Source organism: Flavobacterium sp. N2270, from assembly GCF_025947225.1.
Classification (GTDB): domain Bacteria; phylum Bacteroidota; class Bacteroidia; order Flavobacteriales; family Flavobacteriaceae; genus Flavobacterium.
In genome coordinates this window covers 818,639-836,198 of sequence record NZ_CP110005.1, presented here as the reverse complement: position 1 = coordinate 836,198, position 17,560 = coordinate 818,639, and the positions used below count along the sequence as shown (strand labels likewise).

General features: G+C 31.0%; 14 protein-coding genes. 8 read left to right on the top strand and 6 right to left on the bottom strand.

What is annotated here, in order from left to right:
• Window positions 1-2 precede the first annotated feature (2 nt).
• From OLM55_RS03865 to OLM55_RS03840, 6 genes are all read left to right on the top strand, one after another.
• Window positions 3-2,444 carry a bifunctional UDP-N-acetylmuramoyl-tripeptide:D-alanyl-D-alanine ligase/alanine racemase gene (locus OLM55_RS03865; protein ID WP_264560107.1) on the top strand — a complete coding sequence of 814 codons (2,442 nt, stop codon included), beginning with the start codon at window positions 3-5 and terminating at the stop codon, window positions 2,442-2,444.
• 60 nt (window positions 2,445-2,504) lie between these two features.
• The gene (mscL, locus tag OLM55_RS03860; protein WP_264560106.1) at window positions 2,505-2,912 is read left to right on the top strand and encodes a large conductance mechanosensitive channel protein MscL; all 408 of its coding nucleotides are present in this window, start codon (window positions 2,505-2,507) and stop codon (window positions 2,910-2,912) included.
• A gap of 140 nt (window positions 2,913-3,052) precedes the next feature.
• Complete coding sequence (locus OLM55_RS03855) at window positions 3,053-4,042, top strand: aspartate-semialdehyde dehydrogenase (RefSeq protein ID WP_264560105.1); 990 nt, start codon at window positions 3,053-3,055, stop codon at window positions 4,040-4,042.
• 7 nt (window positions 4,043-4,049) lie between these two features.
• Window positions 4,050-4,379 carry a hypothetical protein gene (locus OLM55_RS03850; protein WP_264560104.1) on the top strand — a complete coding sequence of 110 codons (330 nt, stop codon included), beginning with the start codon at window positions 4,050-4,052 and terminating at the stop codon, window positions 4,377-4,379.
• A gap of 82 nt (window positions 4,380-4,461) precedes the next feature.
• Complete coding sequence (locus tag OLM55_RS03845) at window positions 4,462-6,663, top strand: TonB-dependent receptor (RefSeq protein WP_264560103.1); 2,202 nt, start codon at window positions 4,462-4,464, stop codon at window positions 6,661-6,663.
• Between the two features lie 55 nt (window positions 6,664-6,718).
• Complete coding sequence (locus OLM55_RS03840) at window positions 6,719-8,821, top strand: prolyl oligopeptidase family serine peptidase (protein WP_264560102.1); 2,103 nt, start codon at window positions 6,719-6,721, stop codon at window positions 8,819-8,821.
• A gap of 150 nt (window positions 8,822-8,971) precedes the next feature.
• On the opposite strand, the gene OLM55_RS03835 is transcribed toward OLM55_RS03840, so the two are convergent.
• From OLM55_RS03835 to OLM55_RS03810, 6 genes are all read right to left on the bottom strand, one after another.
• Entirely contained in the window at window positions 8,972-9,772 is an 801-nt protein-coding gene (locus OLM55_RS03835) for a TIGR00266 family protein (protein WP_264560101.1), read from the bottom strand.
• A 106-nt stretch (window positions 9,773-9,878) separates the two neighbouring features.
• A complete protein-coding gene (gene mtgA / locus OLM55_RS03830) occupies window positions 9,879-10,613 on the bottom strand; it encodes a monofunctional biosynthetic peptidoglycan transglycosylase (protein ID WP_264560100.1) in 735 nt (244 codons plus the stop codon).
• A gap of 3 nt (window positions 10,614-10,616) precedes the next feature.
• The gene (locus OLM55_RS03825) at window positions 10,617-11,729 is read right to left on the bottom strand and encodes an NAD(P)/FAD-dependent oxidoreductase (RefSeq protein ID WP_264560099.1); all 1,113 of its coding nucleotides are present in this window, start codon (window positions 11,727-11,729) and stop codon (window positions 10,617-10,619) included.
• On the bottom strand, window positions 11,729-12,418 hold the full coding sequence (locus tag OLM55_RS03820; protein WP_264560098.1) for a DedA family protein: 690 nt from the start codon (window positions 12,416-12,418) through the stop codon (window positions 11,729-11,731). The genes OLM55_RS03825 and OLM55_RS03820 overlap by 1 nt, the downstream gene beginning before the upstream one ends.
• Window positions 12,411-13,646 (bottom strand): dicarboxylate/amino acid:cation symporter, encoded by a 1,236-nt coding sequence (locus OLM55_RS03815; RefSeq protein ID WP_264560097.1) that lies wholly within the window; start codon window positions 13,644-13,646, stop codon window positions 12,411-12,413. The genes OLM55_RS03820 and OLM55_RS03815 overlap by 8 nt, the downstream gene beginning before the upstream one ends.
• Window positions 13,647-13,691: 45 nt before the next feature.
• Window positions 13,692-14,954: a dicarboxylate/amino acid:cation symporter gene (locus tag OLM55_RS03810; protein WP_264560096.1), complete on the bottom strand. Its 1,263-nt coding sequence runs from the start codon at window positions 14,952-14,954 to the stop codon at window positions 13,692-13,694.
• An 86-nt stretch (window positions 14,955-15,040) separates the two neighbouring features.
• Between OLM55_RS03810 and OLM55_RS03805 the strand changes: the two genes are divergently transcribed.
• Both OLM55_RS03805 and OLM55_RS03800 read left to right on the top strand, forming a co-directional pair.
• On the top strand, window positions 15,041-16,936 hold the full coding sequence (locus OLM55_RS03805; protein ID WP_264560095.1) for a S9 family peptidase: 1,896 nt from the start codon (window positions 15,041-15,043) through the stop codon (window positions 16,934-16,936).
• A 76-nt stretch (window positions 16,937-17,012) separates the two neighbouring features.
• Window positions 17,013-17,519, top strand: a complete 507-nt coding sequence (locus OLM55_RS03800; protein WP_264560584.1) for a hypothetical protein — start codon at window positions 17,013-17,015, stop codon at window positions 17,517-17,519.
• Window positions 17,520-17,560: the final 41 nt, after the last annotated feature.

Here is a 17,560-nt window from a genome sequence, read left to right as displayed (position 1 = left end):
TTTTGAATTATACTTTACAACATATTATATCTACTTTAGACATTAAAAATCAAGAAAATTTTCCTGATTTTAATGTAGATAATATTTCTATTGACAGCCGTTCTTTGCAAAACAACAGCGGAACACTTTTTTTTGCTTTAAAAGGCAATAATCACGATGGACATCAATTTATTGAACAACTTATTAAAAAAGGAGTTGCTTTTTTTGTTGTAGAATACATTCCAAATCATTTAAAAAATAAAGCGCACTTTATTGTAGTTAAAAACACTTTAAAAGCGCTACAAAAAACGGCAATTTATTATCGTAATCTATTTCAATTTCCAACCATAGGAATTACAGGAAGTAACGGAAAAACAATTGTGAAAGAATGGCTTAACTTTCTTTTGAGCCCTAATTTTAACATAGTAAGGAGTCCGAAAAGTTATAATTCACAAGTTGGGGTTCCATTATCGATTTTTGGAATCAATGAAAATCATAATTTAGGAATTTTTGAAGCCGGAATTTCCCAAAAAGGAGAAATGGAAAAACTTCAAGAAATTATTCAGCCAACTATTGGAGTTTTTACCCATTTAAGTAGTGCTCATGATGAAAGTTTCGCGAATTTGGATGAAAAAATAAAAGAAAAAACAGCACTTTTTAAAAAATGTGAAGTTGTACTTTTAGAAAAAAATGCAGAAGTAGAAAAATACATCAGTTCACCAATAATTACTTGGAGTTTTGACAATAATAAAGCTGATTATTTTTTGTCTAAAAACACAAAGAGTAATAAACTTACAGAAATAGAAATTACAGGGAAAAACCTTGATTTTAAAGTTTCAATTCCTTTTAATGATGAAGCTTCAATAAAAAACGCAACTACGTGTATTATTGCAATGCTGTATTTAAAATATGAAATAAAAGATATTCAAGAACGAATTCAACAATTGTATCCTATTGAACTTCGATTGCAAGCTAAAAAAGGGATTAATAATTGTTTACTAATTGATGATTCTTATTCGTCAGATTACCAATCCTTACAAATAGCATTAGATTTTTTAGAACAACAAAAATTACACAGTAAAAAAACTATAATTCTTTCTGATGTTTTTCAGGGCGGATTACCTTTAAATGAGTTGTATCAAAAAGTTGCAAGCGCTATACAAAACAACAAAATAGACAGAGTAATTGCAATTGGCGAAACCATTAGCGGATATTTGAATGAATTGCCAAATGTAATTTCATTTCCAAATACAAATGACTTTTTAAAGCAGTTTAACCTCAATTCATTTGAAAACGAAACCATTTTAATTAAAGGAGCTCGAAATTTTTATTTTGATGAAATTGTGGTGGTTTTAGAAGAAAAAAATCACGAAACTGTTTTAGAAATTAATCTTGATGCCTTAAGTCATAATCTAAATTTTTACAAATCGAAACTATCTCCTAAAACCAAAATTATGGTTATGGTAAAAGCTTTTGGTTACGGAAATGGCGGTTATGAAATTGCAAAACTATTAGAACATAATAATGTTGATTATTTAGGTGTTGCTTTTGCTGATGAAGGAATTTCATTAAGAAAAGCCGGAATTAAAATTCCAATTATGGTGTTGAATCCAGAAAACAGTAGTTTTCATGCCATGATTGCTTACGATTTAGAACCTGAAATATATTCTTTAACAGGATTAGAAGCTTTTTTAAAAGTCGCCAAGCAACAAAATATTACTTCATACCCAATACATTTAAAAGTAGATACGGGTATGCATCGTTTGGGTTTTGAATCACATGAATTACCTGAATTGAAGAAGCTTTTAAAAAACAATAATTTTATTGAGGTAAAAAGTGTTTTTTCACATTTAGCCGCTTCAGATGATATTACATTTAAAGAATTTACCGAATTACAATTTAATAGGTTTGAAAAATTCTATAATGAACTAATTAGTGTATTGCAAAAAAAACCAATCCGACATATTTTAAACACTTCAGGTATATTTAATTATCCTCATTATCAAATGGAAATGGCACGCCTTGGAATAGGACTTTATGGTGCAGGAAATTCTGATAATGAAAACAAAAATCTTCAAAATGTAAGTACTTTAAAAAGTATTATTTCGCAAATTAGAACAGTTGAAAATGGCGAAAGTATTGGTTATAGCCGAAAATATTTAGTCAAAGAAAAAATGAAAGTAGCCACAATTCCTATTGGTTACGCAGATGGAATTAGAAGAGGTTGGGGAAATGGCGTTGGGTACATTTTAATTCACAATCAAAAGGCTCCAATTTTGGGTAATATTTGTATGGATATGCTTATGGTTGATGTAACTTCTATAAATTGTAATCCTGGTGACGAAGTTATAATTTTTGGTGAGCAGTTAACCGTAAATGAAATTGCAGAAAAAACAAACACCATTTCTTATGAAATTCTTACAGGTATTTCTCAACGTGTGAAACGTGTTTTTTACAAAAATTAAAAGCAATGTCCCTTATTTTTTATAAATTCGCAAATAATTAACCAATTAAACTAAATAAATATGTTAAAAGAGTTCAAAAATTTCATAATGACAGGAAATGTAGTTGAGTTTGCTGTTGCTGTAATTATGGCTGGTGCTGTTGGCGGAGTTGTAAATGGTTTCGTTAATGACATTGTAATGCCTTTCGTAGGTTATTTCAGTGGAGGTGTTGACTTTGCAGATAAAAAAATCATCTTAACAGAAGCCGTTGCTGCATCTGAAGGGGTTGCTGAAGTTGCTGAAGTTGCAATTCGTTATGGTACTTGGGTTAATACATTAGTAAACTTAGTAATTGTAGGTTTTGTAATGTTTATGATTGTAAAAGCTTATAATAAAACTAAAAAACCAGTTGTTGAAGAAGCTTCTGCTCCAGCAGGACCATCTCAAGAAGAATTATTAGCAGAAATTAGAGATTTATTAAAAAAATAGTCACATCGCTACATTATATATTCTAACTAAATCCCGTTTTACAAGCGGGATTTTTCTTTTTGATAAATTTTTGTGAAAAATTCATGAAGTCTCATTATTCCAAATAATATTCTATACTTTTGTATTCTAAATTCATAAAAATGAAAGTAGCAGTAGTAGGCGCAACCGGAATGGTTGGTGAAATTATGCTAAAAGTATTAGCAGAAAGAAATTTTCCGGTAACAGAATTAATTCCTGTTGCATCTGAGAAATCAGTTGGAAAAGAAATAGAATGGAATGGAAAATCTTATAAAGTAGTTGGTTTACAAACTGCTGTAGAAATGCGTCCTGATATTGCATTATTTTCTGCAGGCGGAGAAACTTCATTAGAATGGGCTCCAAAATTTGCTGAAGTGGGAACGACAGTTATTGATAATTCTTCTGCTTGGAGAATGGATCCTTCAAAAAAACTAGTAGTGCCAGAAATTAATGCTTCATCTTTAACAAAAGAAGATAAAATTATTGCAAACCCAAACTGCTCTACTATTCAAATGGTGTTAACATTAGCTCCTTTACATGCAAAATATAAAATAAAAAGAGTTGTTGTTTCTACTTATCAGTCTATTACGGGTACTGGTGTAAAAGCAGTACAACAATTAGAAAGTGAATATGCAGGTACAAAAGGTGAAATGGCTTACAAATACCAAATCCATAGAAATGCAATTCCTCAATGTGATGTTTTTGAAGAAAACGGATATACAAAAGAGGAAATGAAATTAGTTCGTGAAACACAAAAAATATTAAACGACAAAACTATTGCTGTAACTGCAACTGCTGTTCGTGTGCCAATTGTTGGCGGTCATAGTGAAGCAGTTAATGTGCAATTTGAAAACGATTTTGAAGTGAATGAAATTCGTGAAATTTTACACAATACTTCTGGAATAACGTTACAAGATAATTTAGATGCTTTTACTTATCCAATGCCTTTGTATGCAGAAGGAAAAGACGATGTTTTTGTGGGTAGAATTCGAAGAGACGAAAGTCAACCAAACACTTTAAATATGTGGATTGTAGCTGATAATTTAAGAAAAGGTGCTGCTACTAACACCATTCAAATTGCCGAATACTTAGTTGCCAATAAATTGGTATAAAATACAAATGAAGAAAAAGTTTGCCATATTAAATTTCATTTTGATGCTTTCGGTATTATTTGCCGTTAGCTATCAATCGTTGCATACTTTTTCACACCATAAACACGAGGAAATAAAATCTGTTTCTTTAGAAAAAACTTTTACAAAAAACTTATCAGAGAAAGAAAATTGTCCGGTTTGTGATTTCAAATTTACCAGTTTTCTTTCTCCAGAGGTTTTTACTTTTACTTTCTTTCCTCCTCATTTTGAGATTCCTTATCAGTTTTCAGTTAATGAAAATTTTAATTCAATTTGTGATTGTTTATTCTCTCCTAGAGGACCACCTTATCTAGTTTAATTTACTATTTATTTTTGCAAAAATGAGCTTCAACTTTATTTTAAGTTGTAGCAATTTCTTTATATATATTAATTAAACTACAATGAAAAAAATAATTCAATTAGTCATCATATTTACATCTTTATTAAGTTATTCACAAAATAAACTTACTGGAAAAATAACAACGGAAAAGAATATTCCTTTACAAAACGCCATAATTCATATTACAGAAAACAACACTTTTACAGAAACAAATGAATTGGGTATTTACACATTTGAAAATATTCCCAAGGGAGAAATAACAATAGTTGTACACTTATTAGGTTACGAACAAAAGACAGAAAAAACAAACAGTATTTCTTCTACAGAATTAAATTTTATTCTTCAAGAAAAAGAACAACATTTAGACGAAGTAATTGTTTCAACGGCTTTCAATAAAATGCAATCGCAAAATGTGATGAAAGTAGAACATCAGTCTGTTAAAGAAATGCGTAAAAACGGAAACATAGCTTTGATGGATGGATTATCAGAAGTTCCTGGTGTAAGTCAAATTTCAACCGGAACTTCTATTGGAAAACCGGTAATTAGAGGCTTAAGCGCATCTAGAGTTTTGGTTTACGCGCAAGGAATTCGATTAGAAAACCAACAATTTGGCGAAGAACACGGACTTGGATTAAGTGCTTCTGGAATTGAAAGTGTAGAAATTATTAAAGGTCCTGCTTCTTTATTATATGGTTCTGATGCAATAGGCGGAGTAGTCTATTTTAATCCTGAAAAATATGCTCAATTTGGAAAACAGGAAGCTAATTTTTTACAACAATTTTCAAGCAATACGCAAGGCACAAACACTTCTTTTGGATATAAAGCAACACCAGGGAATTGGAAATTTTTAATAAGAGGAAATTATAATTCTCAAGCAGATTATAAAATTCCAAATGGAGATAGAGTCATCAACACGCGTTCAATTGAAAAGGATTTAAAATATGGAATTGGTTATTCTAATTCGCATTTTTCAACCGATTTTCGATACAATTATAACAACTTAAATTTAGGGTTACCTGAAGAAGATATTGAAAATTCAGGTTTTAGAAATCCGTTGTTTCCGAAACAAGATATTGACAATCATATTTTAAGTTTAAACCAAAAATTTTATTTCAAAAACTCAAAATTAGAAGCAGATTTAGGTTATATTTTTAACAACAGAAAAGAAATAGAAGACATAGATGAAACAGCTTTGCATATGAAATTAAAAACAGCAAACTATAACATCAAATACTATTTTCCAAAATGGAAAAATTTTGAAACTATTGTTGGAATTCAAGGAATGAATCAAACCAATTTAAACTTTGGGGAAGAACGATTAATTCCTGATGCAATAATTAAAGACTTTGGCGCATTTATGACTTCAAATTACGAATGGAACAAAAACGCTATTCAGGCAGGAATTCGTTTTGATAAAAGATCCATTTCAACTTCAGAATATGGAAATTTTGGAGACGAAGGTTATTTTGAAGCTTTAGATAAACAATTTGAAAGTTTTAATTTCGCATTGGGATACAAAACAAACTTAACTGAAAAAATCACAACCAGATTCAACTTAGCTTCTGGATTTAGAGCGCCAAATCTATCTGAATTAACTTCAAATGGAGTTCATGAAGGAAGTAATCGTTATGAAATAGGGAATTCTAACTTAAAAAACGAACAAAATTTTCAAGCCGATTTAAATTTGGAATACAACAGTGAACATTTTGAAATTTTTGCAAATGGCTTTTACAATCATGTAAATAACTACATTTATATTGAACCAACTTCTACAACTATAGATGGAAATGATGTGTACAATTACGTTCAAAACAATGCGTATTTATTTGGTGGAGAAGCAGGAATTCACTTTCATCCACATCCGTTAGATTGGTTGCATTTTACTAGTAGTTTTGAAAACGTAACCGCTAAACAAGAAAATGGGGATTATCTTCCATTAATTCCTGCAAATCAATGGAAAAACAATTTAAAAACGAACTTTAACTTGTCTAACTGGTTCCAAAAAAATTATATTTCAGCACAAATAAATTATACTTATAATCAAAATAACACAAGTGCTTTTGAAACAAAATCGAAAGATTATACTTTGGTAAATTTAGGTTTTGGAGGAGAAATGAATTTTGGTAAACAAAAAATTGATGTTTATTTAAATGCAAACAACTTGTTTGACAAAAATTATATTGCTCATTTGTCACGATTAAAAAATGACGGCATTCCAAATATGGGTCGAAATATTGTTTTAGGATTGAATTTTGATTTTTAATTAACAACTACTTTAAAATCAAATTCTTATTTTTGATAAAACTGAAAAAGCAAACATGAAAAAAACAATAACAATAGCAACTATTGTTTGTACATTAACTATGAACGCACAAACAAAAATTAATTATCCGGTAACTAAAAAAATAGATCACGTAGATACTTATTTTGAAGAATCTTTAAATGACCCTTATCGTTGGCTAGAAGACGACAGAAGTGCTGAAACAGAAGCTTGGGTTAAAGCTCAAAACGAAGTTACTTTTGGATATTTAGAAAAAATTCCTTACCGAAATAAGTTGAAAACTCGAATGGAAAAATTATGGAATTATGAAAAAATTTCAGCTCCATTTAAAGAAGGAAAATATACATATTATTACAAAAATAACGGTCTACAAAATCAATCGGTTGTATATAGAAAAGATACTAAAGGTAAAGAAGAAATCTTTTTAGATCCAAATACTTTTTCAAAAGACGGAACAACTTCTCTTGGTGGTTTAAACTTTTCAAAAGACGGTTCGCTTGTTGCTTATGCGATTTCAGAAGGCGGAAGCGATTGGAGAAAAGTTATTGTGATGAAGACTGCAAACAAAGAAATTATTGGGGATACAATTGTCGACATTAAATTTAGTGGTGTTTCTTGGTACAAAAACGAAGGTTTCTATTACTCAAGTTACGATAAACCAAAAGGAAGTGAACTTTCTGCAAAAACTGATCAACATAAACTGTATTTCCATAAATTGAATACTGCTCAAAAAGACGACAAAGTTATTTTCGGGTTAAATGAAAAAAGAAGGTATGTTGGAGGTTATGTTACTGAAGATGAAAATTATTTAATTATTTCTGGAGCAACTTCTACTTCAGGAAATGAGTTATATTATAAAGATTTATCTAAAAACGGACCTATTATAAACATCGTTAATAATTTTGACAATGATAATAATGTTTTAGACAATGTAGGAACTAAATTTTATATATCTACTAATTATAACGCACCAAATAAACGAATTGTAACTTTCGATTTAGCAAAACCAAGTCAAGAAAACTGGGTAGATTTTATTCCAGAAACTGAAAACGTATTATCGCCTTCAACTGGTGGTGGTTTTATTTTTGCGGAATACATGAAAGACGCCGTTTCACAAATCAAACAATACGATTATGATGGAAAATTAGTCCGTGAAGTTGAATTGCCTGGAATTGGTTCGGCAGGTGGATTTGGTGGCAAAAAAGAAGAAACGACTTTATATTATTCTTTCACTAATTATGTTACTCCTGGTACAATATATTCGTTTGATCCAAAAACAGGAAGTTCTAAAATATATAACAAGCCAAAAGTAGATTTCAAAAGTGAAGACTTCGAATCAAAACAAGTGTTTTATACTTCGAAAGACGGTACAAAAATACCTATGATTATTACCTATAAAAAAGGAACTGAACTAAATGGAAAAAACCCAACGATGCTTTACGGTTATGGTGGATTCAACATTAGTTTAACACCAAGTTTTAGTATTGCTAATGCTGTATGGTTAGAAAACGGCGGAGTTTATGCAGTTGCTAATTTACGTGGTGGTGGTGAATATGGTAAAAAATGGCACAATGCAGGAACGCAAATGCAAAAACAAAATGTATTTGACGATTTTATCGCTGCGGCTGAATATTTAATTGCAGAGAAATATACTTCTTCTGATTATTTAGCGATTTCTGGTCGTTCAAATGGAGGATTATTAGTTGGTGCAACGATGACACAAAGACCCGATTTAATGAAAGTAGCATTGCCAGGCGTTGGTGTTTTAGACATGTTGCGTTACCATACTTTTACAGCTGGTGCAGGTTGGGCTTACGATTATGGAACAAGTGAACAAAGCAAAGAAATGTTTGATTATTTAAAAGAATATTCACCAGTACATAATGTAAAAGCAGGAACAAAATATCCTGCAACTATGGTTACGACTGGAGATCATGATGACAGAGTAGTTCCTGCACATAGTTTTAAATTTGCTGCAGAATTACAGGCAAAACAAGCGGGTTCTAACCCAACATTAATTCGTATTGATGTTAATGCTGGTCATGGTGCTGGAAAATCTGTTGCAGCAACCATACAAGAATTTGTAGATATGCAGGTATTTACGTTATACAATATGGGGGTTAGAGAATTGAAAAACTAATCCTATTATAAAACGAGACCTGACAGGTTTTAAAAAACCTGTCAGGTCTGTAAAAATCCCGATTTAAATTAAATCGGGATTTTTTATATACGATAGTTAATTTCCATCTTGTGTGATTTCTCCCTATGGTCGAAATGACAAAAAAACATACTAAAACCTATTATCTCCATCTAAAAGATTTCCAAGACCGCCAAGTAAGCTTCCTTCTCCTTTATCTTTTCCACCCATTTGTGGTGCAGATTGTATAATTCTATCGGCTAAACGACTAAATGGTAACGATTGAATATAAGCAATTCCAGGTCCTCGAAGCGTAGCGAAGAAAACACCTTCACCGCCAAAAATGGTGTTTTTTATTCCACCTACAAATTCAATATCGTAGTTGATGTCTTTGGTAAAACCAACAATACAACCTGTGTCAACTTTTAAAACTTCTCCTGCTTGTAATTCTCTTCTTGCCAATGTTCCACCGGCATGAACAAAAGCCATTCCATCTCCTTCCAGTTTTTGCATAATAAAACCTTCTCCGCCAAACAAACCTCTTCCAAGTTTTCTAGAAAAATCAATTCCTACAGAAACACCTTTTGCAGCACATAAGAATGCGTCTTTTTGGCAAACAAATTTTCCACCGTATTTATTCAAGTCAATTGGAACAATTTTCCCAGGATAAGGTGATGCAAAAGACACTTTTTTCTTGCCGTATTCAATATTTTGATAAGCTGTCATAAACAAACTTTCACCGGTTAATACACGTTTCCCAGCAGACAATAATTTTCCGAAAATTCCACCCTCTTGTTGGCTTCCATCGCCAAAAATAGTTTCCATTTTGATTCCACTATCCATCATCATAAAACTTCCAGCTTCAGCTACAACAATTTCTTGCGGATCTAGTTCTATTTCTACATATTGCATTTCTTCACCAAAAATTTGGTAATCTATTTCGTGTGCTTGCATAATTTTATAGTTTTATTAATTGGTCGAGGATTTTAAAAAAATGTTACGAAATATTTTAAAGGCAAAAAAAAGCCTCACGATTTGTGAAGCTAATAATTTATATAAACTAATAATCTAATTTCACGTAACCAATATATTTGCTAATTTTTGCTTTGCGTTTATTAATATATGATGATGAATTTGTTGCTTTAAACCTTCTTGGATTTGGTAAAATTGCAGCTATTCCTGCAGCTTCATATTTAGTCAAATTTTTAGCTTCTTTTTTATACCAATGTTTAGCCGCAGCTTGAGCACCATAAACACCATCACCCATTTCAATACTATTTAAATACACTTCCATGATGCGTTCTTTACCCCAAATTAATTCAATAAGCACGGTGAAATAAGCTTCTAAACCTTTTCGTAAATAACTTCTTCCTTGCCAAAGGAAAACGTTTTTAGCTGTTTGTTGAGAAATGGTACTTCCGCCTTTTAGTTTTTTACCTTTTTGATTGCTTTCAAATGCTTTTTGCATGGATTTAAAATCGAATCCATTGTGTTCTAAAAACAAACCGTCTTCACTTGAAATAACTGCTTTTTGAAGGTTAGGAGAAATGTGTTCTAACGCTACCCAATCATGAGAACAAACCATTTCTTTATTTTCAGAATTTTGTTCAAAAGCTCTAATTGCCATTAATGGTGTAAATGGTACAGGTACAAATTTAAATAGAATCACAAAAAATAAACTGATCCCAAAAAACCATAAAAACATTTTAAAGAAGAAAAATAAAATTCTTTTTCCTGGACTTTTTTTAGAAGTTTTTGGAGAACTTTTTTTCTTTATTTTTTTTGCTACTGCCATATTTTAAACTAAATCTGCTAATTCTTTTCCTATTAAACTTCCTATTGCAACTCCCATTCCACCTAAACGAACCCCACAAAAAACATTGTTAGAAAGTTGTTCTACAATTGGTTTTTTATGATTTCCAACACCCATAACTCCACTCCAGCGGTGTTCAATTTCAAAATTTTGATGGGGTAAAATTACTGTTTTTAATAATTCCTCCAACTTGTCTTGAATAATTTTTGATTGAGATAAATCGGTTGTAGTTTCTCCATCAAAATCAAGATTTCTTCCTCCTCCAAATAAGATTCTGTTTCCAATGTTTCGAAAATAATAATATCCTTTATCTAAATGAAAAGTTCCTTTAATATCTAAATTTTCAATAGGTTTTGTAATTAAAACTTGTGCTCTTGCAGGCTGAACTTTATTATTCGTTAACTCTGAAGCAAAACCATTGGTTGCAAATAATAATTTATTAGTAACAAACGAAATTTCATTGGTAACAACCTTAACTTTATCATTTAAATCTTGAAAAGAAGTCACGTTTTGCTGATTTAAAATCAGAATATCTTTTGAAATGGCTTCCTTTAATAAAGCTTGCATCATATTTCCGGTATCAATTTGTCCTTCAAACGGATTGAAAATTAGATTTTCGAAAATATTTTGAAAATTAAATCGATCTATTTCTTTTGCAAAAACATCGGCTTTAAATAAAGGTTTTAAAATGTCATTTATAAAGGGTAACTTTTGAATACATTCGTTATAAAAAGCTTCGTCGTTTTTTAAAAATAGCTCGTAACCGCCGTAAGGTTTGAAATCGACAACATTATCTCCTAAACGATTTCGAAGTAATTTTAGCCCTTGAATTCTTTTTTGAACCAATTGAATTACTTCTTCTTCTGTATGGGTTTTTAAATCGTCTATAATTTCTGAAATACTTCCAAAACAAGCAAATCCAGCATTTTTTGTACTTGCTCCTTGTGGTAAAATTCCTTTTTCTAAAACAAGAATTTTTGCTTTTGGAAATTTATCTCTGAGTGCTAACGCACAATGTAATCCAACAATTCCACTACCTACAATTGTATAATCGACATTGGTAAACCAATTTTTTAATTCCCAATAACTCAACTGCATTATTCTTTATTTTTAAGAAGTTTTTTTTGCTTGAAATAGTTCCAAACTAAAGGAAATGTTGTAATTGCAATTAGTGTAAGAATAATCGTTTCAATATGCTTTTTCAAATCGATATCAAATTGCTCTAGAAATATATTATAAAGATAATGTCCTGCAAAAACTAAAGTAAACGACCACAGTAAAGAACTAAGAATGTTATACAACATAAACTTACTTTTTTTCATGTGAACAATTCCAGCTATGATGGGTACAAAAGTTCTAATTATAGGTAAGAAACGAGCAAAAATGATTGCTTTTCCTCCATGTTTTTCAAAAAATATTTGAGATTCTATTAAATATTTTTTCTTAAAAAAGAAACTATCTTCTTTATTGTATAAAAATTGCCCGCTTCTTGATCCAAACCAATATCCAAAAACATTTCCTAAAGTAGCGGCAGTTGCAATAAGTAAAGAAAGAATAGTAACATTTGATAAATCACTTGGAATTAAAAAGAATGTTTCCACTAATTCTCTGGTATAAATTCCTGATAAAAACAACAAACTATCTCCTGGTAAAAAGAAACCAGCAAATAAACCTGTTTCGGCAAACACAATGAACAAAACCATGTAAATCCCTATAGGAATTCCATTTATTTCCATCGTTATATAAAACTCTGGGTTAAATAATTTTGTCCAGTGAAATTCATTCATTATTAATTGGTTTAGTTTCCCATTTATCGATTACAGCTGTTGCTAACGAATTTCCTAATACATTTGTCATACTCCTAGCCATATCACAAAAATGATCAATTGGCAATATTAAAGCGATTCCTTCGGGAGGAATTCCAAACATAGCACATGTTGCAACAATTACTATTAAAGAAGCACGAGGTACCCCAGCAACTCCTTTACTAGTTAGCATAAGAACAAGTAACATTGTTAATTGCTCTCCAACAGACATATCAATACCATAAACTTGAGCAATAAAAACACTTGCAAAAGTCATGTACATCATGCTTCCATCTAAGTTAAATGAATAACCTAATGGTAAAGTAAAGGAAACTATTTTATTTTGACAACCAAAACGCTCTAATTCTTCAACTAATTTTGGAAAAACAGCTTCAGAACTTGTAGTAGAAAAAGCTATTAATAATGGGTTTTTAATTCTTTGAAGTAAAATGAATAATCTTTTACCTAAAAACAAATAACCAACGATTAAAAGTATAATCCATAAAACGGCAATACCTATTACGAATGCTATTAAATAATGTGCATATAATTCAAAAATACCAAATCCATGTTTAGCTACAGCCGCGGCGACTGACCCAAAAACACCAAATGGTGCAACCCACATAATATAGGTTACCATTTTAAGAATTACATGAGACAAGGTGTCTAATGAAGAAATAATTAATTTTCCTTTTCTACCTAATGAAGCTAAGGCTATACCAAATAAAATTGAAAAAATTACAATTTGCAGAATTTCATTAGTTGCCATTGCTTCAAAAATACTTTTAGGCACTAAATGTTTTACAAACTCTTCCAATGAAAACGTTTGTGTTTTTTCAATTATTTCAGAAGCTCCATCTAATTGATCTAATGAAATTTCCGTTTTTTTACCAGGATTTAAAGTATTAACTAAAACTAACCCAAGTAATAATGAAATTAATGAAGCTGTTACAAACCAAGCCATTGCTTTAGCTCCTACTCTGCCAACCATTTTTAAATCGCCCATTTTTGCTATTCCTACAACTAATGTTGAAAAAACTAATGGCGCAATTATCATTTGAACCATCCTAATAAAAATGGTTCCTAATAATTTTACATTTTTTGAAAATTCTTCTTGAAAACTTGGGTAATAATAATGAGTAATTGCTCCTGCAAAAACCCCTAAAATTAAAGCTACAATAATAGCAACGAATAATTTATTGTTTTTCACTGATTTTTTAAATTATTCAGTAAATGTATGTAAAAAAGGAATTAGTTATTCTAGTTTATCAACGGATTTTGCAACAACCATCGATACAGCTGCATCACCAGTTACATTAACCATTGTTCTACACATATCTAATGGCCTATCTATTGCAAAAATAAGCGCCAATCCGGCTTCAGGAATTCCAGCTTGCGCCAATACAATTACCAACATAACCATTCCTGCTCCAGGTACTGCAGCACTTCCAATTGATGCTAATGTTGCTGTTGCTATAATTCCTAACTGAACTCCAAAACTTAAATCCATACCAAATGCTTGTGCAATAAAAACCGCCGCAACGGCTTGATACAAACTTGTACCGTCCATATTAATTGTGGCTCCTATTGGCAGTACAAAACTCGCTACCTCATCATCAACTCCTAAATTATCAACCACTCTTTCCATTGTGACTGGTAAAGTAGCCGCACTAGAACTTGTAGAAAATGCTAATAATTGGGCAGGAGCAATTCCGTTAAGGAAAAATTTTGGGCTTCTATTAGTAAGCACTTTTACAATTAGGAGATAAATTCCTATCATAATAGCTAAACCTAAAACAACGGTTAAACCATACATTCCAAGTGCTTTAAATAAATCTAGACTTGGAGATTCTGCTACTAAAGATGCTAATAATGCGAAAACCCCAAAAGGCGCTGCAAGCATTATAATATCAATCATTTTTAGAATTGCTTCATTGAATCCATCAAAAAATGCTTTTACAGGCATGGCTTGTTCTGCAGGAATTAGTATTAATGCAATTCCAAAGAAAACTGCAAAGAAAATTACTTGAAGCATATTTCCATTATCTGCCGCTGCACCGACAATATTACTTGGAACAATATCTTCTAATGCTTGAAGCGGTCCTGCTTCTTTTTGGTTTTCCGCAGCGGCGATTTTTGAATTGGCATCGTTAGAATAACTACCTACCAATTCTGTTCTTGTTTCTTCAGAAATAAAACTTCCCGGTTTAATAACATTTACTACAACCAAACCTATAGAAACCGCAAAAACTGTTGTAAGAATATATAACCCAATGGTTCTTCCACCCATTTGAGAAAGTTTTGAAATATCTTTTAAATCAGAAACACCCTTAATTAAAGAAGCTAAAATTAACGGAACTGCAATAAGTTTTAATAAATTGATAAATATGTTACCAAAAGGTTTTACCCAGTCAACAATTACTTGTTTTCCCCAATCAAATTGTATTAAAATAAAAGCAAATAATACCCCTAATAACATTCCTAGTAATATTTGCCAATGCAGTGCCAGTTTCTTCATATTGTATACTTTCTATTTTAAAACGTGAAAATAGGGATATTTTTCAAAAAATCAGTAATTTTAGCCTAGATATTAAATTTATAAGAATGAAAAAGTATTTAATTTTAATTTTAAGTATAACTAGTTTAACAATGACCGCACAAGATATAATGACTCCTGAATTATTATGGAAATTAGGTAAAGTTTCTCCTCTTGGAATTTCTAAAGATGGGAAAAACATCATTTATAAAGTAAGTACCCCTTCGGTTGAAGAAAATAAATCCAATTCCAAATACTATAGCATTCCTGTTTCTGGCGGAAAAGCCATAGAACTTAAAGAATATAAAAGTCTAATTAACGATAAAAACATTTCCGCAGATGGAAAATGGACACTTTCAGATAAAGAAGTGAAAATAAATAAAGTTGATGGAAAGGATTTTTATCCAGAGTTAGAAAAAAGTGATGTTAAAATTTATGATGCACTTGACTATCGTCATTGGGATACTTTTAATCACGGAAATCATAATCATGTAATTTTAACCAATTCAAATGGAGAAGAAATAGACATCATGAAAGACGAACCATATGACGCACCTCAAAAACCTTTTGGTGGAGATGAAGATTATATTTGGTCGCCTGATGGTTCTAAAGTAATTTACGTATCTAAAAAGAAAATAGGAACGGCTTATGCTACTTCAACAAATACCAATTTGTATGAATACGATTTAACTTCAAAAACAACTAAAAACTTAACTGAACAGAATTTAGGTTATGATGTTGCTCCACAGTTTTCACCTAACGGAGATTTATCTTGGTTGCAAATGAAACGCGATGGTTTTGAAGCCGATAAAAACGACATCATTGTTCGTCACAAAGGATTAGACATAAACTTAACATCAAATTGGGATGGTACTGTAGATAGTTTTACTTGGAGTAAAGACGGCAAAAAAGTGTATTTCTTAGCGCCAGTTGATGGAACAAAGCAATTGTTTGAAGTCAACTTTCCAGGATTAACAAAAATTGCAGTTCGAGTTCGTCAAATTACAGAAGGTCAATTTGATGTGAACCAAATTATAGGTCTTCATGAAAACACTGTTTTGGTTACCCAAAGCGATATGAATCATGCCAATGAAATATTCAGTTTTGATTTAAAGAAAAATTCTTGGAAACAAATTACCAATATAAATACAGAAGTATATTCAAAATTAGCTTTACCAAAGGTTGAAAAACGAATGGTAAAAACTACCGATGGGAAAGAGATGTTGGTTTGGGTTATTTTACCTCCAAATTTTGATGCAAAAAAGAAATATCCAACACTTTTATATTGTCAAGGTGGACCGCAAGGCGCATTATCTCAGTTTTATTCATTTAGATGGAATTTTCAAGTAATGGCTTCACAAGGTTATATTATTGTGGCTCCAAATAGACGTGGAATGCCGGGTCATGGTGTAGAATGGAACGAACAAATTAGTAAAGATTGGGGCGGACAAGCAATGGACGATTATTTAAGCGCTATTGATGATGTTGCAAAAGAATCTTATGTTGATAATGAACGATTGGGTGCGGTTGGCGCAAGTTATGGCGGATATTCGGTGTTTTATTTAGCTGGAATTCACAAAAACAGATTTAAAACATTTATTGCTCACGCTGGAATTTTCAACACACAAAGTATGTATGGAACTACAGAAGAAGTATTCTTTACCAATTGGGATATGGGTGGCGCTTATTGGGAAAAAGAAAATGTTTCTGCACAAAAAGCAGTTAACGAATTCAACCCAATTAATTTAGTAAACAACTGGAATACGCCTATATTCATTATCCAAGGAGCGAAGGACTATAGAGTTCCTATTGGACAAAGTCAAGAAGCATTTCAAGCAGCACAATTAAAAGGAATTAAGAGCCGATTTATGCTATTCCCTGAAGAAAATCATTGGGTTTTAAAACCACAAAATGGGTTGGTTTGGCAACGCGAATTTTTTAAATGGTTGAAAGAAACGCTTTAAAAACACAAAATCAATAACAATTTCAAGTTTCAAACTTGTTGTTGATTTTTGAAATTTAAATTTGTACTTGAATATGATGCCATTTGAAGAAATTGAGTTTACTATAAAAAAGTTTCATGATTTAGAAATGACTATTGAAGCGGCTGAATTTTTAATTAAAAACTACGAATTAGAACATCCTAATTTTAAAGGTTTTGAATTGAGAGAAAAAGCCGAACCCAGTTTTATATTGTTTACAACCGAAGGTGTTTTTGGAAAACCTCAAATTATTAGAATTCCCGAAAACACTTTTGAATTTCCATTGGTTTTAAATCTAAACTTATTGGCACATGAAATGTTGCATGTAAAACAAAAATATAAGATAAGTATTGTTGAAGATAAAAACGAACGCGAATGGCAGGCTTATTATGAAAATTTATTTCACAAAGAATTTCCTTTAATTCCTGAATTAACTGATTTTCATAAAAAAGCATTTGCCAACAAAGCATTAGAATATTATAACCGAATGGGGGAAAATTCAGAATTACAATTAAAATATAGAGAACAGAAAAATGAAGTTGAGCAATTAGTTTCTTCACAATAAAAAAAGTCCTGCAATGCAGGACTTTTTTGCTTTTATATTTT